Source organism: Taurinivorans muris (assembly GCF_025232395.1).
Classification (GTDB): domain Bacteria; phylum Desulfobacterota; class Desulfovibrionia; order Desulfovibrionales; family Desulfovibrionaceae; genus Taurinivorans; species Taurinivorans muris.
The window spans coordinates 1,601,524-1,621,352 of record NZ_CP065938.1; the positions used below are offsets into that span (position 1 = coordinate 1,601,524).

Consider the following 19,829-nt stretch of genomic DNA (forward strand, 5'->3'; position numbering starts at 1 on the left):
GAAAAGGAAATGTTGCATGTAAAATCATCGTGTTTTGAAAATGAATGAAGAGGATACCGGTTTGAAAATCAGCCGTGCCGTTTTCTTTTCACCGGATTTTCCCATGTTCAGCGGGTCTGTTTTTGAACCGTCCGCACGGTTGTTTTTCATGCCTGTTTTTGCGTGCTTATTTCCTCATGCTGGGATAAAACAATTCCGCGGCGGAGCGTTCTTTTTGCACGTCTTTGGCTTTAGGCATATCTTTTTCCGCAAGAGCCCTGCCCACGCGGTACATGAAACGCACCACTTCCGGATGGGAGCCGAAGCCCGTTTCATTGAGGATTTCAGCGAGCGAACCGTCGTCAAAGCGCAAAACGGCAGCTTTGGCGTAACGCATATTGTCGCTGAAACTCATACCCCCGTATTCCGTATCTTCCTCGCAGGCTTTTTGCATGGACTGCAAAAGCCGCGCTTGCTCCCGATTTTGTTTTTCAGCAAGTTCCCGCACATGGTTTTCATAAAATTTCGCCATGAGCTGTGCGTTTTCAAGGCTCATTTTCTGCTCGAAGGCGAAGCGCCGGAAATCCGCAACCAAGGCTTCATCCACCTGCGTTTCCGGATTGAATTTAAAAACATAATCTTCAGGGCTTGCGAGCAAAACTTCGGTAAGCAAGGTTTCCGCCGTTTTTTTCGCCTGTTCGGCAGTCTGTTCGGCTTGCTGTTCCGCCTGCCCCTGCGGTCTGATAACGATTTCCGCTGCGTTTTCTGCCATATTTTCCTCCTTAGTTTTGTTTTTGTATGTGTAAAATATGCTCAGGGTCCAACGCATATAGGCGATGATACAGTGTCAGACCGATACTCCGTTTCCCCTCGAAGTAGGCATAGGATTTTTCATTTTGAATAGGAATTGCTTCAAAAATGCCTGTTTCGGCAAACAAATATTTCAAAAAGCGTCTGCCTTGCGCGTTTTGCACGAGAGAAGACAAATCATTTTGAATTTCCTCGTCATACGACAACATTTTTTCATAAGGCAACATTTCTTCGCGGGTCAACACTTCTTCGTGCGAAACCGTTTGTTTTTCCTGCCAAAAACCTTCCTGTTTCATGACGTATCCCTTTCCGTTTGCTCCGGCTGCGGATTGTCAGGGGCGTTTTCCCGCATGGTCCCCAACAATGCCGAAGCGAAATTCTTTCCCTCCAAATCGACTTCGCTCAGCATTTTTGCGGTTGAAGCGCCTTTTTCAAGCAGCTGCCAAGTTTTTTGCTCTTCCTGCTGCATGGCTTGTTCCCGCCTGCGCTGTTCGCGAATGGCAAAAACGCTGTCCTTGCCGCGAAGCAGGGAAAGCGGCACCCCGAGCAGCTTCGCATTATGCAGGAGCATTTCATCCAAATCCAGATTGTCCAGCACGTCGGGATTTATTTTCGCCAAATTGCCGGCAAAAAGCATTATGTTTTCGATAGCCGCGATGTCTGCGCTTTTTTGGGCTAAAGCAAGGCTCGACTGCATTTCGATTTCCCATTCCCTTCCCCGCAAAAGGTGCGGAACGGGCAATATTTTGCCGTACCGTTTCATAATGCCCAAGACCCGTTGGATAAGGGGCTGAAAAAGTTCGCTTCTCAATCTTTCAAGAGTCGGTCCCAGCATGAGCAGTTTTTCGGCGTTTCGTTCGTAAACTTCCGTGGCTGTCATGCGTTTGTCCGATTGGGTGAGCAAAAGGAACAGATCCTTATAAAAATGCTCCCCGATTTGCCGCCGTATCTGTTGCAAATACGCATCTAAAGCCTGCAGGTTCGCCTGTACCTGATAGGTCGGCGTAATGGCGGGAGCCTGCGCGTTCATATCCACGAAATTCGCAAATCCGGGACGGAGCGAAAACTGCCCGCCTTGATTCCGCAGCGAATTGGAAACATTCATCGGCGGTTTTATTTCCAGTTCCAACGCTTCCAAACCGTCCTGACGCATACGCTGCAGCATGTTCACATCCGGTAAAGCGTCCATGCCCGGACCCCTGCCGTACACATCCTGCCCGGTCACATCCCAGCGGGGGCAGCAAGCGGGAAATTCCTCATATCCGTCTTCCTCCAAAAGAAAATTCCCTTGTCCGAGCAGAACGTAATAGGACGCATAACGCCGGCTGCGGGCGTCGATTTTATCGGGGTCGCAATTTTTCCGAGGTTCGATGGCATGAAGCACGGCAAAGACCTGCACGCTGTCTTTTTCAGCCGATTCCCTTATCCGTTCCGGATACGTTTCAAAACGCTGGACGATTTGCCGCGCCGTCATGCTTATTGTGCGGTAAAGCGTGTCCACCCGCCCTTTTGCGTCGCAGTCCAGATAGTATTCGCCGACGGTTAAATTTCTGCAGCGTATCACTTCGTCCCGGTCTTCCTCAATCAAAAAGCAGGCGGTGCCGAACGCCGCCAATTCCGCATAATGGGCATGCACCGTCGGATAGAAATTAGAACCCGAAAGCACCGCATGCACGCGTTCCTGCGTATCCTGCAGCCATTTGCCTATACCCTCGGCATTTTCCAGTTCCTTGTCCTTCAAAGAAAACCGAAACCAAGGGCGGGCGGGGGAACTGAGCCCGCCGTGCATGCCGGCAGCCAATATCCGCAATGCGTAAAGGGCTGTCGAATCCACGATATTCCCATGCTTCTTATAGCCTTTGTTATGATTTTCTTCCGACCATTTCCCTTTGTTTGGAAGCATCACATCGCTGATTTCCTTCCATTGCCCTTCCCATGTCCGCCTTTCCTTTTCCAGTTCATGAAAACGCCTCAATACGTGCCGGACGCAATCTCTTTCTTTTTCCATGGCAGCAGTTTCCCTCTCACGCGCCGAGCAAGGTCTTTTTTTGACTGTTTGCGGGACTTGTCAAACCCGAACCGCTCGTAAGAACGGTTTTTGAATGCCCGAACGCACCGGCGCGCCTGCGTCTTTCCTCATCAGCCGCTTCCTTTACGCTTTGATCCGCCTCCACAGGCGCCGGCGCGGGAATTTCCACTTCCTGCGCAACAGGCGCGGAATAATGTTTTCCTCCTCCGCCCATTTGAACCTCCTTTGTTGGTATTTCTTCTTTGGTCAATATGCTGACAAGAGCATTTTTATAGGTGTTTTGCCGGGCGAAATAACACGCCTGCGGCAGTTCCGCGACAATACGGAAGCCCAATTTTCGGATGAACGCCAGCGCATGACGGTACGGTTTGGGAGTGATGCCGACAAGAGCCGAAAGCACATATTCCCCGGAGCCGTTTTTGCAGTGAAGCAGGCTCTCAACCACATGGATCCCTATCGCCTCTTGCTCGCCAAACGCCTTACGCAAAAAACAAAAATGTATCATCGCGTTTTTGCCTATGGGGTTGTTCAGCCAATAGAGGGCTTTGACTTCCCCGGTACCGCCCGTTACAAAGCGCGCGTCTTTGTCCTTTGCCGAAAGCCATGCGCTGAAATTTGCAAAATCGGGTATTTCGCCGTCGAAAAACAGAATGGGATTAAGCCTGTCTTTTTGAAATTGCTCCCAAAATTCCGTTTTTGTTTCCTGCGGGGCGTTTTTTGCCCGAAGTGTCCGGTAGCATGTTTTTTCCATACTTTTTATCCTGCGAAAAACGCTTCCCCGTTCACTGACCGCTTTTCAACGCCTGCGGGAAAAACAGCGCCGAGTTTGCCGTCCACTATTCTTGAAAGGCAGTCGAGCATGTCATCATGTTCCGCCACCGGAAAATTCAAATACTCGTTCTTATAAAAATCCTGCACCAAATCCGATACCGTCCTGTCCGACTTCATGCAAATCAAACGGTGCGGAAACCATATCCTGCCTTGTTCAAAAATAGGAACAAGACGGCGTATCCTGTCGGTCTTGGCCATCGCCCCGCCAAGAGCGATGATGGAAAAACGGTAATTTTCCTGTTCCATGCAGTATTTGATATGTTCGATGTCCGCCTGTATTCCGTATTGCTCATACCCGACAGCCAGGGGTCTGTGTTTGCGGTGCAGGGTAAAAAGCGCCTGCGCGCGTTCGTGCAGCGCCAGCCTGTCGTGTATGCCGTCAAGCACATAATAAAAGCCGTCATGATTGAGCCCGATCACCCACATCGACGTAAAATCCGACCCTTCTTTCTTGCTTGACGCCGGGTCAACCAGGATGTAACGGTTCATATCGGCGGAAAAGCCCGGTTTCATTTCCGTACCGCCCGGCAGGGTTTGAAACCATGATTTTTGAAAGCCCATGGCGTTGTCCGCCAAAGGATTTTGCAGCATCTGGCAGGCGAAAACATAAGCGCCCATATCACGGCGTTTCTTTCTTAAAACCTCTTCGCTGAGGAAAACAGGTTTGCTTTGCGCCTGCCCGTCCGCCGTCGCGGGGTGTATGCGCGGAATCACGCTGCCTTGCTCCATGATCAGATGATAGGTGTCGGAAGCGTGATAGCGCGTGCCGATCATGCGCAAATTTCCCCCTCTCGCCCCCAAATTCAGGGAAAGCCGCCACGCGTCCGTTGTTTTTCTTATTTGTTCCGCGGTGGTGACGGATTCCAATGTCACCACGTCGTCATAAATAAGCAGGGAGAAATGTTTTCCGGTGGGCTGGCCGTCCACAAGCCCCCATGCTTCAATGGTGGCTTCTTTCGGGTTGCCGCCGCGTCTGACAATAAGCCCGCTGTCTTCGCTCCATGTGCGTGTTCTCGCTTCGCTTTTTTCCGGCGGCGCGATAAACGGAAAATAGGTTTGCAGAAGGATATTTGTTTCCCATTCGCGTTTAATCTGCCGTAAAAACGCTTTGGCGATGGGACGCGTATGGCTGAAAATGCCCACGGTGATATCCGGATTCTGCAAAACATTCTGTATTGTCAGACCGATGGTGATAATGGTTGATTTGTAATGTTCCCTCGCCCATAGGTCCAGGCGGTTGTCCGGCGTTTCCTGCACTTCGCGGCAGCGCTCGAAAAGCCAGTCGTTATCCATATCTTTCCTGTTCATACCGTAAACAAGCAAATAAAAAAGGTCATGTTTGAGCAGGGTTTCGATATCCTGACTTACGGGCATGGCTTCAAAAAACGGAATTTCTTCCGCCAGTTCCTGTCCGCTTTTTACGGGAAGTTCCTGACGTTCCTCCTGTTCCCGCAAGAAGGCGTAATACGCCTTATGCACGTTCGCATACAATTTTTTCGCTTGTTCCCGTGAATGTTGCAGGGTGATTGTGCCGTCTTTCTTTATTGTTACGGGATTATCGGACATAAAGGCTTTCCTGCATTTGTTTTTGGCTGTTCTGGAAAAATTTTTCCCTATGGTTTCGTGATGTTTTTCGGTGCAAAAGCATTTCGGGAACCGGTTCTTTCTGCACAAAAATATCCTGCAAATCCAGGCTTCCCTCGCGGATACGCCGTGCAAGAACAGACACCACCGCCCCCAGATAGCCGGAAGCGCCGTGCAGGAGCAGCTGGTTTGCGGCTTCATTGTAATTTTCCTGCCTGAGAGCGAAGAAAAATTCATGCATCCGCTTCATTATCTCCAAACCTAAGAGGTGACTGGCAAAAAGCACGCTGTCCAGACGCAGAAGCGCCTGCTCCTCTTCAGTGAGAAACACATAGGAATACGTTTTTGCCGTTTTCGGCTTTTTCCTGCCGCCGAAACGGACGGAAACACCGCCTCTTTCCGCTTTTGCCCGCGGAAAAAAAGGAACGTTGGCAAACTTAGCCGAACTTGAATACGCAGACCTTAAAAATGCAGGATGCGGAATTTGTTCGCTGCTGTTTTGCATTTCTTTTTTTGCCGGTTTCGCCTGTCCGCATGTTGTTCCGTGATTTCTTTCTTTGCTCTTTTCGGTTTTCTGACTTTTGTTCCGGATAATGACATGCGTTTCATACTGCGCCAAACCGCTTTCAGGCAGCAGAACCGCATGTGCGCATTTGTTCTGCATATGCCGGTAACCGGAAAACAATTTCGCAAGTTCCTGCGAATTGAACAGCAGGCGCTGTTCCAGCAAGGTTTTCGCAAGTTCTTCCGTTATGGCGAGAGGTTCCGCCAATATGCCCCGCACGCTTTCGTTTATGCCTCCGTATCCGTTCGGAAGATTGTTCTTTACGGCTTTGGCTATTTTTGTGTTTCCGTGCACGATGGACAAGCCTTCTTCCCATAACGGAAAACCGTAACCGATACAGGGCATGCCAAGGCGGTTTAAAACAGGACCTGCCGAAAAACCTTCATAATGCATTATTTCTTGTATGAGGAGCGAACTCGGTATTGTCATTTCTCTTCCTTTGCAATTTGTTTTTTTATCTTCTAGCATGCCCTTTTCGGGTTTTTTATGCATTTGACAGACAGAGTATGGGGATATGACAGGCAGACACTATCTTGACAGGGTTTTTTCCGTGCCCTTCGCTTATTTTTTTATCAATGATTATACACTGTTATATTTTTCATACAAATTTTCATGCGGTTTTCTTCCGAAAATTTTTTTCATTTTTTTAAGGATAGCCATTTTTCTCTGCGGTTATCCGCAATTATCGCAGCGTGTATCGCCCCCGTACCGGGCATTGGATTTGACTAAATTTCGCTTTTTTATTAAATAGACTTTTTCATAATAATCCGTTATGGTTATCAATATCCTATTTTTTATGAGGCAAACATGAGCACTTTGGACGAAAAAGAAAAAGCCGGCACTGACTTTATCCGCACAAGAATCAATCAGGACAATGAAAACGGACGTTTCAACGCCCGTGTCCATACTCGTTTTCCGCCGGAACCGAACGGATATCTGCATATCGGACATGCGAAATCCATTTGTCTGAATTTTGGAATTGCCAAAGATTATAATGGATTATGCAATTTGCGCTTTGACGACACCAATCCGGTCAAAGAAGATACCGAATACGTCGATTCAATACAGGAAGATGTGAAATGGCTCGGCTTCAGCTGGGCGGGCGACATCCATTACGCTTCCGATTATTTTGACAGGCTGTATGAACTTGCCGAAGAGCTGATCAAACGGGGCAAAGCCTATGTTTGTGAACTGAACGCCGACCAAATCCGCGAATACCGCGGCACGCTTACCGAGCCCGGCAAAGAAAGCCCTTACCGCAACCGCTCCGTTGAGGAAAACCTCGACCTTTTCAGACGTATGAAGGCAGGGGAATTTGCCGACGGACAAATGGTTTTGCGGGCTAAAATAGATATGGCTTCCCCGAACATCATCATGCGCGACCCCGCCCTTTACCGCATACGTCATGCTCACCACCACAAAACCGGCGATAAATGGCATATTTATCCCATGTATGATTTCACCCACTGCATTTCAGACAGCATTGAAAACATCACTCATTCCATTTGTACCCTGGAATTTGAAAACAACCGCGAATTGTACGATTGGGTCTTGGACGCTTTGGAGCTTTACCATCCTCAGCAAATAGAGTTCGCACGGTTAAACCTTACCCATGTCATGCTTTCCAAGCGCAAACTCATTCACTTGGTGCAAAACAATTTCGTGAGCGGCTGGGACGACCCCCGCATGCCTACTATTTCCGGACTGCGCCGCCGCGGGTACACGCCGGAATCCATCCGCAATTTCTGTGCGAAAATCGGTGTCGCACGGGCTGCCGACAGCATGGTCGACTATAATTTGCTTGAATTTTGCGTGCGTGAGCATCTGAACGCCGTTACCCCGCGCCTTATGGCTGTGCTCGACCCTATAAAAGTGATTATTGAAAATTACGACGAGCATAAGGAAGAAATTTTTGACTGCCCGCTGCACCCGGAAGACGAGCGGTACGGAACAAGGCAGGTGCCTTTCAGCCGTGAACTGTACATTGAACGTGACGATTTTATGGAAAATCCGCCTAAGAAATATTTTCGTCTTTCACCGGGCAGCGAGGTCCGTTTGCGTTATGCCTATTACATCACGTGCAAAGAGGTTGTGAAAGACGGACACGGCAGCATCAAAGAACTTATCTGCATCCATGACCCTGAAAGCAAGGGCGGAAAATCACCCGACGGCAGAAAAGTCAGAGGAACCATTCATTGGGTGAGCGCAAGACATGCCAAACCCATTGAAGCGCGCTTGTACGACCACCTTTTTGCCATGGACAATCCCGCAGGCGAAGACACGGAAGATTTTACAAGCCTTATCAACAAAGACAGCCTCAAAGTCGTTGAAGCGTTTGCGGAACCTTATCTTGCGGCGCTTCCGGTCGGTGAAAAAGTGCAGTTTGAACGTTTGGCGTATTTTTGCGTGGACAAGGACAGCACAAAAGAAAAACCGGTTTTCAACCGCACCGTGACGCTGAAAGACAGCTGGGCGAAAGAAAATAAGGCATGATTGTATAAACAACCGAAGCCGATATAAACGGTTATCCGATTACGCCCACCTTTTTGCCATGGACAATCCCGCAGGCGAGAACACGGAAGATTTCACAAGCCTTATCGACAAAGACAGCCTCAAAGTCGTTGACGCGTTTGCGGAACCTTATCCTGCGGCGCTTCCGGTCGGTGAAAAAGAGGAATAACAAATGCACGGATAAACGAAGATAACGCAACCATCGTATTTGCCGAATTTTTTTTATTGATGTTGCCATTGTTTTTATACACAGTCTTGGATTTGCTTTGGCGCGGCATTTGTCTGTTCTCTGGTTACTGTTTTTATTCCGGTTTTAAATTTACTTTTAATGCTTATCTTGAGCATATGTTAGGGAGTAATCGCTTATTCAATCGGAACCTTATTTCAACATCCGCTTCGGTTATTTTAGCGATTATCGCATTTTTAGCAGGCTGCGGCGTTCATTTTTCCGCCTTGACCTCCATGAGCGACATTGACTAACACTCTGATTTTTTTATTTTATTTCATACCCATGGCATATTGACAGGGTATTTTTTATTTCTATTTTTTCAAATGTTTCACGTGAAACAATTTCCATTGTGATTTTTATAAAAAAATGTTTCACGTGAAACATCGCTTGCAAAAAATATGAATTTCGCCTATTTTGCTTTTTGCAAGGAGTGAAAAATGGCAAGAATAATCGCGATAGCAAACCAAAAAGGCGGTGTCGGCAAAACGACAACCTCCGTGAATCTTTCCGCTTCTTTGGCTCTTATGGAAAAAAAAGTGCTGCTCGTCGACTGCGACCCGCAGGCTAATTCAACCAGCGCACTCGGAATGGACGGAAAAAATGCCGGATATGACCTCTATACGTCCTTGGTCGATAATGAAAATCTGTCATCGTCAATTCTGAAAACCGACATCGATTATTTGGACCTGCTTCCGGCGACAACGGATTTGGCAGCTTTGGAACTTGAATTGGTGGATAAGGAAAAAAGGGAATATTTCTTTAAAGAATTGCTCAGTCCTTTGGCAGACGAATACGATTATATCATTTTGGACTGCCCTCCGTCCCTCGGTCTTATCACCCTCAATTCCCTTTGTTTTGCGGAAGAACTTGTCATTCCGCTGCAATGCGAATTTTTCGCCCTCGAAGGCATAGTCAAGCTTTTACAAACATATGAAACGGTAAAGAAAAAACTCAATCCCGATATTAATGTGCTCGGCGTTATCTTAACCATGTATGATTCAAGAAACAAATTGGCGAAACAGGTTAAAGCCGAAACGGAACGCTGTTTTCCGAAACTTGTGTTCAAAACCATCATTCCGCGCAATGTCCGCCTTTCCGAAGCGCCAAGCTTTGGAAAAACCATTTTGCATTACGACATAAAATCAAAGGGCGCGGAAGCTTATCTGGCTCTGGCAAAAGAAGTTGAAGCAAGAAAAATCGTAAAATAATTTAAAAACCGGCATACGCATAATTGAGAACGATATGAAAAAAAATACAGGATTGGGGCGGGGCTTGGACCATTTGTTCAGCAGAGATGAAACCCAAATTTCAGCCGAAGAAAAAAAGAATGAAGTCCTGCTTGTGAAAATAGACCGGATTAAGGCGAATGTTCATCAACCGCGAAAGCAATTCAACGATGAAAGTTTGAAAGAACTTTCCGTATCAATTAAAAATCAAGGCGTCGTACAGCCGCTTATCGTGCGCAAACTCGAAAAAGACGGCGATTATGAAATCGTCGCGGGCGAAAGACGGTACAGAGCGGCAAAACTTGTCGGAATGGAAGAACTGCCTGTCATTGTGCGCAATTACAACAATATCGAGGCGATGACCATAGCCCTTGTCGAAAATTTGCAGCGTGAAGATTTAAACAGCATTGACGAAGCAAAAGCTTTGAACGAACTTAAAAACGCGCATAACCTCTCCCAAGAGGAACTTGCGGAAAAAATCGGCAAAAGCCGTTCCAATGTAGCCAATACCTTACGTCTTTTGGCACTTCCGGAATATATCAAAACCATGATAGCCGAAGACGCAATCAAGGCGGGACACGGCAGGGCTTTGCTTTCCGTAACCAATCAAAAAGACCAGGAAATCTTGGCAAAAAGAATTGTTGAAAATCAACTTTCCGTCAGAGAAACGGAAACCATTCTGGAATACTGGAAAAAATTCGGAACCCTGCCCAAGGAATTATCGGAACGTGAAGCGGATAAAACCGGAAAAACAACGGCTCAAGAGCAATTCCTGCCGGAAAAATTACAGCATATCGACAATAAATTGAAAGATATTTTCCATAAGAAAGCCTCTATCAAGGGAACGGAAGACAAAGGCAGCATAAAAATACAATATAGGAACAAAGACGAACTGTTGTATATCCTGAGCGTATTTTCCATTGACAGCAAGGAAATAAAATAATGCAAAACGATATTTTCAAGCTTGAACAAGCAAAAGTATTGGTTATCGGCGATATAATGCTTGACGCGTATTACGAGGGTGACGCAAACAGAATTTCACCCGAAGCCCCGGTCCCGGTTGTGAAAATTGAAAAAAAGCGCAATTTGCTCGGCGGTGCGGGAAACGTTGCCAGAAACATAAGCTCGCTTGGAGCGGATTGCACGATTTTGTCTGTCGTGGGAAATGATTATCATGCGCAAACCATAAAAAATTTATTGAAAAACGAGCATGTCAATTTTGAGCTCATTCAGGACAGCCAAAGACCGACAACCGTAAAATCCCGTATTTTCGCAAGAAACCAACAAATCATACGCTACGACGAGGAAATGATAAAACCGGTATCGAAAACCATTCGGGCTGCATTGAAACATAATCTTGAAAAATATTTGGAACAACATAATGCGGTTATTTTGTCCGATTACGGAAAAGGGCTTTTATATCAAAATCTGATAGAAGATATTTACGAAACTGCGAAAAAAATGAAATGTGCGGCTCCGAAAATATTCATTGACCCGAAACCGCAAAACAAAAGCTTTTATAAAAATGCTTTCTTATTGACTCCGAACGCCAAAGAAACGCAGGAACTCGCGGGCGTTTGCATGAAAACGAGCAAAGAAATCAAAAAAACAGCCAAAATGCTGCTCAAAGAGCTGAAAGCCGAAAACCTGCTCATCACTTTGGGGGCGGAAGGCATGGTGTATTTTTCAAAAAAAGAAAAACAAGGATACCATATTAAAAGTTCCGCAAAACAAGTTTTTGACGTCACAGGAGCGGGCGATACGGTCATTGCCGCAATGGCGGTCTGCGAGGCTGTCGGTTTTGAAAAGGAAAAAGCCTGCAATATCGCAACATTGGCGGCGGGTCTTGTGGTTGAAAAGGTCGGTTCCGCAACAGTCACTCAGGAGGAACTCATTCAAAGAGCCTTGACCACGAAAATCCAAACCGAAATTTGGTAAGAATGGTATTTATCCGACATATCGGCAATAAAAACATATGGCAAACAAAACGGATAAGACATTCAAAACAAGCGTTTTCAGGTTCTGCTTCGCATTTAAAAATATCGCGCACAATCATGCGGCACCATAAAAAAAACGGCAGGAAAAACGGCTTTTAAATATGATGATATTAAGACCATAGGACAACTCATATTCCATTCTGGCAAGCTGCCAAATCCATAACTAACGCATGCGCAAAACAAAACGGATAAGACAAATAAGAATTTCAAAACAATCGGTGCGCAAGCCGTTCTGCTTCCCATCCAAAAAAGACGGCGGATAATCAGAGACCCCCCTATAACGAAACCGTTTTTAAATGCGCCGATATTGAAGCTGGTATTGAAACGGCAGGACAATTCACATCATACGCATTGCACCCGCCGAAAAATATCCGCCGCTGACATATTCAGTATCTTCCTTTCCCGTATCCTGCCGTATTCTGCATAAGCATGGTTGACTTCCATACAAAATACGATTCAAAGACCAAATCAAACCCGAAACATTTCCGAAAAAAGCAAAAAAATACTTTTTTATTTTTTAATGTATAAACAAGTGGTTAATACATTATTTTTAAAAAAAGCAAATACACGCCAAAATATAAAGCCTCAAAACAGCCTATTTCAGCTTTTTAAAATTTTCATGTAGGGGGATAAAGCTTATAAAAAAAACTTGTCAATACGGCATATTTTTGCTATAAAAGCTTTATACGGAAAAAAGGTGAAATTCGCAAAGCGGATTTTCCGCAAAAACCTCAATCATGAAAATAAGTATGGCGGAGAAGAATAATTGCAAAAAGAACAATTTTTTTCAGAAGTTCTTTTAAACCAAAAAAATTCTGAAATCATGCGATTATTGACCGATATTTGCGATTATCTGGAAAATAAGAAAAATTTTTCGTTCAATCCGCTTTTGATAAACGGAAAAACGGAAACAGGCAAAAGCCATATCATGACGGTTTTGCAAAAAACATATCCCCGCAATATCACTGCTATACAAAGCGGCGATTTGCTGTTCCAAACAAAAGAAGAACTGAAAACACGGCTCAATCGGCTGATACGGCATGCGGAACAGGGCGGCATACCGCAGCAGCTGCTGATAATAGATGATATTCAACGGCTGCGGGAGGACGCTTTCGTTCAGGAACAGCTTTTGTACTGCATGGAAAAACTGCTTAAAAAACAGCTCATCCTTTTTTTGCGCAATACGGATACCGATTTGCCCATGCCCAAAATTTTTGAAACGGCGGTCAGCCAGGGTCTGACATTCACCCTGCAGGAACCGGATTTGGGCATCAAAGTACAGTATACGCAAAAACAGGCGGACGAACAGGAACTGGAACTCGGCAAAGAGCAATGTCTGTACATAGCGCGCAGAAGTTCCGGATTTCGCAATATCCAGAATATGTTAAACCATATCAGGCTTTATAAGGAACAAATGGGCGCAATGCCCTCCCTGCAGGACATAAAACTTATCGTAAGCGAAAAAGGACGGGTGTTTACGCTAAATCCGGAGAGTATCATCGCAACGGTTGCGGAGCATTACGGTTTCAGCATAAAGGAAATCAAAGGCAGGAAACGCTATCCGAGAATAGCGGAAGCGAGGCATTTGTCCATATACCTGTGCCGCACCCTCTTAGGGGAAACATATATGGAAATCGGAAAAATTTTTGGAGGAAAAGACCACTCGACAATAGTGTATTCCATTAAAAAAATTGAAGAAATGAGAGTTACGAACAAAGTTATGAACAATTTGGTAACAGAAGTGACAATGAAGTGTCAAAAAAGCATAAAACATGCGAAACAAACATGAAATTGTTCCTTATGTTCCTGGCTGTTCCTTAAAATGTTCGTAATTTATATAATGAAAACAAGAAGATAATCGAGTTATAAACAAAGTGACAAACACTTAATTAAAATTGTTAAAAAATATTATAAAGGATATATTGATTATGTTGGTAACAATTACGAAAGAAGAAGTGATCAACGGGCTTATCAAAGCCGCTTCCATCATTCCCGTGAAAGCCGGGGCGCAATATCTCCGTTCCGTTTGGATTCAGGCGAAGCAGGACAATACCATTACCATTATGGCAACGGACGTGAATATTGAATTTACAGGCACATACGCCGCAAAAGTGGAAGAAAGCGGGCAAATAGGCATAAACGGCAAGGCACTTGTGGAACTTATCCGCCGTTTGCCCGGCGGGGAGATTGTTTTGCGGCTCGATACCGAAACCAATAATCTTATCGTGGAACAAGGGCGCCGTTCCTATAAGCTTCCCGTATCCGATCCCGTATGGTTCCAAGTGCTGCCGCCGTTTCCGGAAGAAGGGGCTGTTCTTTGGGCGGGCGATTATTTCCAGGAACTTATCGACCGCGTCGGTTTCTGTATCAGCGACGATCAGGAAGTTCTCTCCTGTCTGTATATGAAAGCCGTGGAAAACGACAAGGTGAACGTCTGCGGTTTAAACGGACATCAATTTGCAATCACCAGTTTTGTCAATGACGAAATAGCGAAAAAAATCGGTGAGGAAGGTTTGCTGCTGCAAAAGAAATACATCATGGAAATTAAAAAATGGCTCGGTGAAGATGAGATTTATTTCAATTTCACGGAAAGACGCTTCCATATCAAAAATAAGGACGGTTCCGAGCATATAAGCGTTCCGCGGACCCTTGCCGCCTATCCCGATTACAAATTGTTCATCAATAAGCTCAATGCCGAAGACGCGTCAAAACTTACCGTAAACAAGAAAGAAACAATGGAAGCGCTTGACCGTATCCTTATTTTCAATAACGATAACGACCGCTGCACGTATTTCAATTTGTCAGCCAATACCGCCGTATTGTCCGCACAAGCGCAGGAAACCGGATCGGCCAGCGAAGAACTTGATTTGACCTATGACGGAAAAATCGAACAAATCGCTTTTCCGACCAAACATCTGATAGAGCTTCTGGGACATTTCCAATCAGCCGACCTTGAATGGACGCTTACGACGGCGGAAGGTCCCTGCGGTATCACGGGAAGCGAAGATCCGGAATACATGGTTCTCATCATGCCTATGAAAATCGCCCAGACAAGCTATTACGATTAAAAATCCATATTGAGGACAAAATGAGTCAAGATACTTTAATGAATACCAAATCGACATCGAATTATGATGCGTCAGCCATCACCATTTTGGAGGGATTGGCTGCGGTCCGCAAACGTCCCGCCATGTACATAGGCAGTACGGACATACGCGGTTTGCATCACCTTGTTTACGAGGTTGTGGATAACTCCATTGACGAGGCGATGGCGGGATACTGCGATAAAATAGAAGTCATTCTCCATGTTGACAACAGCGTGACCGTACGCGACAACGGCAGGGGCATTCCGGTCGATATCCACCCGAAAGAGGGAATACCGGCTGTGCAGGTCGTCATGACCAAACTGCATGCGGGCGGCAAATTCGATAACAATGCGTATAAGGTTTCCGGCGGTTTGCACGGCGTGGGCGTATCATGCGTGAACGCTTTGTCCGAATGGCTCGAAGTGACCATAAGACGGGACGGAAAACGCTACCGGCAGCGTTATGAACGCGGAACGCCGGTAACGGAAGTCATTGAAGTGGGGGAAGCCGAAGGACACGGCACGCGCGTGCATTTTCTTCCTGATGACCAAATCTTTGAAACCAATGAATTTTCCTTTGATATTTTAGCCAAGCGTTTTGAAGAATTGGCGTATCTGAATAAAGGCATCGAAATAGAATGCACCGACGAACGCACCAATGAAGTTCATGTTTATAAGGCGGAAGGCGGCATTTATCAGTTCGTGCAGGATTTGAACAGCGAAAAACAGCCGCTGCACCGCATTATCGAAAAAGAAGGCGTGCAGGACGGGGTCAGCGTCGAGTTCGCCTTGCAGTATAACGCCACATACAAAGAAAATGTGCATACCTTCGCAAACAATATCCGCACGGTTGAAGGCGGAACGCATTTGGCTGGTTTTAAAACAGCCCTTACGCGCGCAATCAACGCGTATATTAAAGAACAGCCCGATTTGACAAAAAAGATGAAAGGCGAAAGCCTGACCGGCGATGATGTGCGCGAGGGATTGACCGCCATTGTCAGCGTGAAATTGCCTCAGCCGCAGTTTGAAGGGCAGACCAAAACAAAACTGGGCAACAGCGAAGTGACCGGCATTGTCCAAGGCATCGTGTATTCTTCCTTAAGTGAATTTTTCGGTGAAAATCCGAAAGAAGCACGCCTTATCATCGACAAGGCGGTGGACGCGAGCCGCGCGCGCGAAGCCGCAAGACGGGCAAAAGACCTGGTGCGCCGCAAAGGTTTGCTTTCTGAAAACTCGCTTCCGGGCAAATTGGCTGACTGTCAAAGCAAAGATGCCGCGGAATGTGAAATTTTCATTGTCGAAGGTGATTCCGCGGGCGGTTCCGCAAAATCCGGAAGAAACCCGAATACGCAGGCTATTTTGCCTTTGCGCGGAAAAATTCTGAATACGGAAAGAACCCGCTTCGACAGAATGCTGACCAGTCAGGAAATTAAAAACATGATAACCGCCATGGGCATAGGAATTGGCGACGATACCGATTACAACAAGCTCCGCTATCATAAGATAATCATCATGACCGACGCGGACGTGGACGGTTCCCATATCCGCACTTTGATGCTGACGTTCTTTTTCCGCCAATACGAGGAACTGATCCGCCGCGGTCATTTGTACATAGCCCAGCCGCCCTTGTTCAGGGTTGCGAAAAAAGCCGCCAAATTTGAAAAATATCTCAAAGACGAAAAAGCTCTTGACGATTTCTTATTTGAACGGCTTTCAACGGGAGTCCGTCTTGAAAACGCGGAAGGCAAAAGTTTCGCGGGCAATGATTTGATCAATATTCTGCAAAGTATCGACTTTTTACAGGCACGCATGATTGAGGCGGAAAATTCAGGCATTGAGCGCTCCTTGTTCCTTTCTTTGCTGAATGTAAAAGAAGAAAATCCGGAAGAGGAAATTGCGCGGAACAAATCAATTCCGGAAGCGGTTTCGGAGTATATGCGAAACTGCGGTTATGCCGTGAATCTTGAAATTGAAGAGCATGAGGAAGAGGAAAGGATATTCGTTGTTTTTGAAAACAAGTCAGGACACAGAACACGCCTCGCCTTGGAATTTTTCCATGCGAAAATGTATAAGACCGCGAAACAAACCATACAGGCGCTGAAGAACGAATGCGGTTCTTTTCCTTTCAAACTGGAAGGCGGCGAAAGCACCGTTGAAGTGGTCGATTATTTTGATTTGAGGGAAAAAGCCTTTACTGAAGCCAGAAAAGGATATCAGATTCAGCGCTATAAAGGTTTGGGCGAAATGAACCCCGACCAACTTTGGACCACAACCATGAACCCGGAAAACCGGACCCTTCTGCAAGTGAATATCGAAAATGCGGAATCGGCTTCCAATGCTTTCGAGGAACTCATGGGCGACAGGGTCGAACCAAGACGCGATTATATCATCAGAAATGCCCTGCAGGCAGGCGAACTTGATATTTAATATCCTTTTTTACAGGAAAAAATTATGGAACATACAGAACATACGGAATTATTTCCGCAACTCGATATTGAAAAGGAATTGCGCCAATCGTATCTGGACTATTCCTTAAGCGTCATTGTGGGACGCGCCATTCCCGATGCGCGTGACGGCTTGAAACCCGTGCACAGGCGTATCCTGTTCGCCCAGTCCATTTTGAACAACACCTACCGCAACGCCCATAAGAAATGCGCGCGTATCGTCGGCGACGTCATCGGTAAATATCACCCTCACGGGGACAGTTCCGTGTACGACGCCCTTGTGCGTATGGCGCAGGATTTCAATATGCGCGACCCGCTGGAAGACGGTCAGGGCAACTTCGGTTCCATTGACGGCGACAGCGCCGCTGCCATGCGTTACACCGAAGTGAGAATGAGCCGTTTGGCAGGGGAATTTTTGGCTGATATTGAAAAAGAAACGGTTGATTTCAGGGATAACTACGACGGCAGCGAGCAGGAACCGACTGTTTTGCCGACGAAAATCCCCAATCTTCTGGTCAACGGTTCTTCCGGTATCGCGGTCGGCATGGCGACGAATATTCCTCCCCATAATTTGGGGGAACTTTGCGACGCGCTGCTGCTTTTGATCAATGACCCGGATACGGGCGTCGACGAACTCATGCAATTTGTCAAAGGCCCTGATTTTCCGACAGGCGGGCAGGTCTATGCGGGACAAGGACTTGTGGATGCCTACCGCACGGGACGGGGTATTGTTAAAATGCGCGGACGCATGGAAGTCAAGGAACGGGGAAAAAATACGCAGTCTATTGTCATTACTGAAATTCCTTATGCCGTGAACAAGTCCGGTTTGGTGGAAAAAATCGCCGCCCTTGTCAATGACAGACGCATTGAAGGCGTTTCCGATCTTAAGGACCTGTCCGACAGAAACGGCATACGCATCGAAGTGGAACTCAAACGGGGCACCATTCCCGATTTGGTCATCAATGCCTTGTATAAATATACGCCGATGGAATCTTCTTTCGGTATCAACATGCTGGCTGTTTTGAACAACAGACCGGTGCTGTTCAATTTAAAATCGGCGCTGACCTGCTTTTTGGACCATAGGCGGGAAGTCATCATCCGCCGTTCCCGTTTTGATTTGAATAAGGCGGAAGCGCGGGCGCATATTGTTGAGGGCTTATTAAAAGCTCTTGACATTATTGATGAAATTGTCGCTTTAATCAAAGCGAGCGAAACCCCGCAAATTGCGAAGCAGGGACTTGCGGACACGTTCGGATTTACGGAAATTCAGGCACAGAGCATTCTTGACATGCGTTTGCAGCGTCTTACCGGTCTTGAACACGACAAACTGCAGGAAGAATTTGACGAGCTCATGAAACTTATCGCCTATCTCAAGTCCGTTTTGGAAGACAGCGAAGTTCTGCGCGGCGTCATGCGCGATGAAATGGTCATGGTGAAAGAAAACTACGCCACGGAACGCAAAACCGAAGTTGTGGGTGAAGCGCTTTCCGGCATTGACATCGAAGACTTGATTCCCGACGAGGAAGTCGTGATCACCCTTTCCCGCCGCGGTTATATCAAACGCACCACCCTGGGCAATTATCAGCAGCAGAAACGGGGCGGCAAAGGCATTGCGGGCTTGAACACCGGGGACGACGATTTCGTGCAGGATTTCATTACCACCACAAATCACCAATACTTATGCCTCTTCACCAATAAGGGCAGAATGTACCAACTGAAAGTCTATCAGGTTCCGGAAGGAAGCAGAACGGCGAAAGGCATGCATATAGCCAACCTCCTGCCTTTGGAGAAAGAGGAGTTTGTCGCGAATGTGCTTACGGTTCGCGAGTTTGCGGAAAATCAGCATTTCTTCTTCGCAACCCGTTCCGGCATGGTGAAAAAATCAAGCGCCGCCCTTTATGAAAAATGCCGTAAAAGCGGCTTGATAGCCTTGAGTATCAAGGATGATGACGAACTTATCGCCGTGCACCAGGTGGAAGAAAGCGATACCATTGTTCTTGCCACGAAAATGGGCATGGCGATACGTTTTTCCTGTCAGGACGTGCGCAGCATGGGACGCGGCGCGTCCGGCGTGAAAGGTATCAGCCTGCGTAAGAATGATGAAGTCGTCAGCTGCCTGCCCATAAAAGATGATGACAACACGACCGAAATCATGAGCATATCCGAACTGGGCTATGGAAAGCGGACCTGCGTCGAGCTTTACCGCAGGCAAAACCGCGGCGGTATCGGCATTATCAATTTCAAGGTAAGCCCCAAAACCGGAAATGTGATCGGCTCCATTCCCGTAACGGACGAAGACAGCCTTATCCTGCTCACTTCCACCAACAAGATTATCCGCTTGGGCGTAAAGGAAATCAGTTCCTACGGACGCGCAACCATGGGTATACGCCTTGTGAGCCTTGACGATAATGCGACTGTTGTGGGTTACGATACGGTGCCGACGGGCAAAGGCGATGAAGACGGCGCGGATACCGAATAATAAACTATTTACGAAAAAAACATAGTTTGCTAAGATAAAGGGGAACAAAACGCTCCCCTT

17 protein-coding genes are annotated in these 19,829 nt (G+C 46.6%); 10 read left to right on the forward strand and 7 right to left on the reverse strand.

Annotated features, from left to right (window positions below):
- Nucleotides 1-24 precede the first annotated feature (24 nt).
- From JBF11_RS07550 to JBF11_RS07580, 7 genes are read right to left on the reverse strand one after another with little or no spacing between them, the layout of a single operon-like run.
- On the reverse strand, nt 25-150 hold the full coding sequence (locus JBF11_RS07550) for a hypothetical protein (protein WP_334314873.1): 126 nt from the start codon (nt 148-150) through the stop codon (nt 25-27).
- Nucleotides 151-166: 16 nt separating this feature from the next.
- Nucleotides 167-751, reverse strand: coding sequence for a hypothetical protein (locus JBF11_RS07555; RefSeq protein ID WP_334314874.1), 585 nt, complete (start codon nt 749-751; stop codon nt 167-169).
- Between the two features lie 10 nt (nt 752-761).
- Nucleotides 762-1,085, reverse strand: coding sequence for a hypothetical protein (locus JBF11_RS07560; protein WP_334314875.1), 324 nt, complete (start codon nt 1,083-1,085; stop codon nt 762-764).
- Entirely contained in the window at nt 1,082-2,797 is a 1,716-nt protein-coding gene (locus JBF11_RS07565; RefSeq protein ID WP_334314876.1) for a portal protein, read from the reverse strand. Before JBF11_RS07565 ends, JBF11_RS07560 begins: the two co-directional genes overlap by 4 nt.
- 16 nt (nt 2,798-2,813) lie before the next feature.
- Nucleotides 2,814-3,569 (reverse strand): hypothetical protein, encoded by a 756-nt coding sequence (locus JBF11_RS07570; protein WP_334314877.1) that lies wholly within the window; start codon nt 3,567-3,569, stop codon nt 2,814-2,816.
- 5 nt (nt 3,570-3,574) lie between these two features.
- The gene (locus JBF11_RS07575; protein ID WP_334314878.1) at nt 3,575-5,215 is read right to left on the reverse strand and encodes a phage terminase large subunit family protein; all 1,641 of its coding nucleotides are present in this window, start codon (nt 5,213-5,215) and stop codon (nt 3,575-3,577) included.
- On the reverse strand, nt 5,205-6,227 hold the full coding sequence (locus tag JBF11_RS07580) for a hypothetical protein (protein ID WP_334314879.1): 1,023 nt from the start codon (nt 6,225-6,227) through the stop codon (nt 5,205-5,207). Before JBF11_RS07580 ends, JBF11_RS07575 begins: the two co-directional genes overlap by 11 nt.
- 378 nt (nt 6,228-6,605) lie before the next feature.
- Between JBF11_RS07580 and JBF11_RS07585 the strand changes: the two genes are divergently transcribed.
- The 10 genes from JBF11_RS07585 (at nt 6,606) to gyrA (ending at nt 19,769) form a co-directional block, all read left to right on the forward strand.
- Complete coding sequence (locus JBF11_RS07585; RefSeq protein ID WP_334314880.1) at nt 6,606-8,291, forward strand: glutamine--tRNA ligase/YqeY domain fusion protein; 1,686 nt, start codon at nt 6,606-6,608, stop codon at nt 8,289-8,291.
- 58 nt (nt 8,292-8,349) lie between these two features.
- The gene (locus tag JBF11_RS07590) at nt 8,350-8,478 is read left to right on the forward strand and encodes a hypothetical protein (RefSeq protein WP_334314881.1); all 129 of its coding nucleotides are present in this window, start codon (nt 8,350-8,352) and stop codon (nt 8,476-8,478) included.
- Nucleotides 8,479-8,654: 176 nt separating this feature from the next.
- Nucleotides 8,655-8,789: a hypothetical protein gene (locus JBF11_RS07595; RefSeq protein WP_334314882.1), complete on the forward strand. Its 135-nt coding sequence runs from the start codon at nt 8,655-8,657 to the stop codon at nt 8,787-8,789.
- A 186-nt stretch (nt 8,790-8,975) separates the two neighbouring features.
- Nucleotides 8,976-9,746 carry a ParA family protein gene (locus JBF11_RS07600; RefSeq protein WP_334314883.1) on the forward strand — a complete coding sequence of 257 codons (771 nt, stop codon included), beginning with the start codon at nt 8,976-8,978 and terminating at the stop codon, nt 9,744-9,746.
- A gap of 34 nt (nt 9,747-9,780) precedes the next feature.
- Nucleotides 9,781-10,707 carry a ParB/RepB/Spo0J family partition protein gene (locus JBF11_RS07605; protein ID WP_334314884.1) on the forward strand — a complete coding sequence of 309 codons (927 nt, stop codon included), beginning with the start codon at nt 9,781-9,783 and terminating at the stop codon, nt 10,705-10,707.
- A complete protein-coding gene (gene rfaE1 / locus JBF11_RS07610; RefSeq protein ID WP_334314885.1) occupies nt 10,707-11,702 on the forward strand; it encodes a D-glycero-beta-D-manno-heptose-7-phosphate kinase in 996 nt (331 codons plus the stop codon). The genes JBF11_RS07605 and rfaE1 overlap by 1 nt, the downstream gene beginning before the upstream one ends.
- A gap of 825 nt (nt 11,703-12,527) precedes the next feature.
- Entirely contained in the window at nt 12,528-13,550 is a 1,023-nt protein-coding gene (locus tag JBF11_RS07615) for a DnaA/Hda family protein (protein WP_334314886.1), read from the forward strand.
- A 139-nt stretch (nt 13,551-13,689) separates the two neighbouring features.
- Complete coding sequence (gene dnaN, locus JBF11_RS07620; RefSeq protein ID WP_334314887.1) at nt 13,690-14,829, forward strand: DNA polymerase III subunit beta; 1,140 nt, start codon at nt 13,690-13,692, stop codon at nt 14,827-14,829.
- Between the two features lie 20 nt (nt 14,830-14,849).
- Nucleotides 14,850-17,273 carry a DNA topoisomerase (ATP-hydrolyzing) subunit B gene (gyrB, locus tag JBF11_RS07625; protein WP_334314888.1) on the forward strand — a complete coding sequence of 808 codons (2,424 nt, stop codon included), beginning with the start codon at nt 14,850-14,852 and terminating at the stop codon, nt 17,271-17,273.
- A 24-nt stretch (nt 17,274-17,297) separates the two neighbouring features.
- Nucleotides 17,298-19,769: a DNA gyrase subunit A gene (gyrA, locus tag JBF11_RS07630; RefSeq protein ID WP_334314889.1), complete on the forward strand. Its 2,472-nt coding sequence runs from the start codon at nt 17,298-17,300 to the stop codon at nt 19,767-19,769.
- Nucleotides 19,770-19,829: the final 60 nt, after the last annotated feature.

Bases quoted from the DNA above. Each gene is read 5' to 3' on its own strand.
- JBF11_RS07580 (WP_334314879.1), bottom strand. From the start codon at position 6,227: ATGACAATACCGAGTTCGCTCCTCATACAAGAAATAATGCATTATGAA.
- JBF11_RS07555 (WP_334314874.1), bottom strand. From the start codon at position 751: ATGGCAGAAAACGCAGCGGAAATCGTTATCAGACCGCAGGGGCAGGCG.
- rfaE1 (WP_334314885.1), top strand. From the start codon at position 10,707: ATGCAAAACGATATTTTCAAGCTTGAACAAGCAAAAGTATTGGTTATC.
- dnaN (WP_334314887.1), top strand. From the start codon at position 13,690: ATGTTGGTAACAATTACGAAAGAAGAAGTGATCAACGGGCTTATCAAA.
- JBF11_RS07605 (WP_334314884.1), top strand. From the start codon at position 9,781: ATGAAAAAAAATACAGGATTGGGGCGGGGCTTGGACCATTTGTTCAGC.
- JBF11_RS07575 (WP_334314878.1), bottom strand. From the start codon at position 5,215: ATGTCCGATAATCCCGTAACAATAAAGAAAGACGGCACAATCACCCTG.
- JBF11_RS07570 (WP_334314877.1), bottom strand. From the start codon at position 3,569: ATGGAAAAAACATGCTACCGGACACTTCGGGCAAAAAACGCCCCGCAG.
- gyrA (WP_334314889.1), top strand. From the start codon at position 17,298: ATGGAACATACAGAACATACGGAATTATTTCCGCAACTCGATATTGAA.
- JBF11_RS07600 (WP_334314883.1), top strand. From the start codon at position 8,976: ATGGCAAGAATAATCGCGATAGCAAACCAAAAAGGCGGTGTCGGCAAA.
- JBF11_RS07560 (WP_334314875.1), bottom strand. From the start codon at position 1,085: ATGAAACAGGAAGGTTTTTGGCAGGAAAAACAAACGGTTTCGCACGAA.
- JBF11_RS07550 (WP_334314873.1), bottom strand. From the start codon at position 150: ATGAAAAACAACCGTGCGGACGGTTCAAAAACAGACCCGCTGAACATG.
- JBF11_RS07595 (WP_334314882.1), top strand. From the start codon at position 8,655: ATGTTAGGGAGTAATCGCTTATTCAATCGGAACCTTATTTCAACATCC.
- JBF11_RS07585 (WP_334314880.1), top strand. From the start codon at position 6,606: ATGAGCACTTTGGACGAAAAAGAAAAAGCCGGCACTGACTTTATCCGC.
- JBF11_RS07590 (WP_334314881.1), top strand. From the start codon at position 8,350: ATGGACAATCCCGCAGGCGAGAACACGGAAGATTTCACAAGCCTTATC.
- gyrB (WP_334314888.1), top strand. From the start codon at position 14,850: ATGAGTCAAGATACTTTAATGAATACCAAATCGACATCGAATTATGAT.
- JBF11_RS07565 (WP_334314876.1), bottom strand. From the start codon at position 2,797: ATGGAAAAAGAAAGAGATTGCGTCCGGCACGTATTGAGGCGTTTTCAT.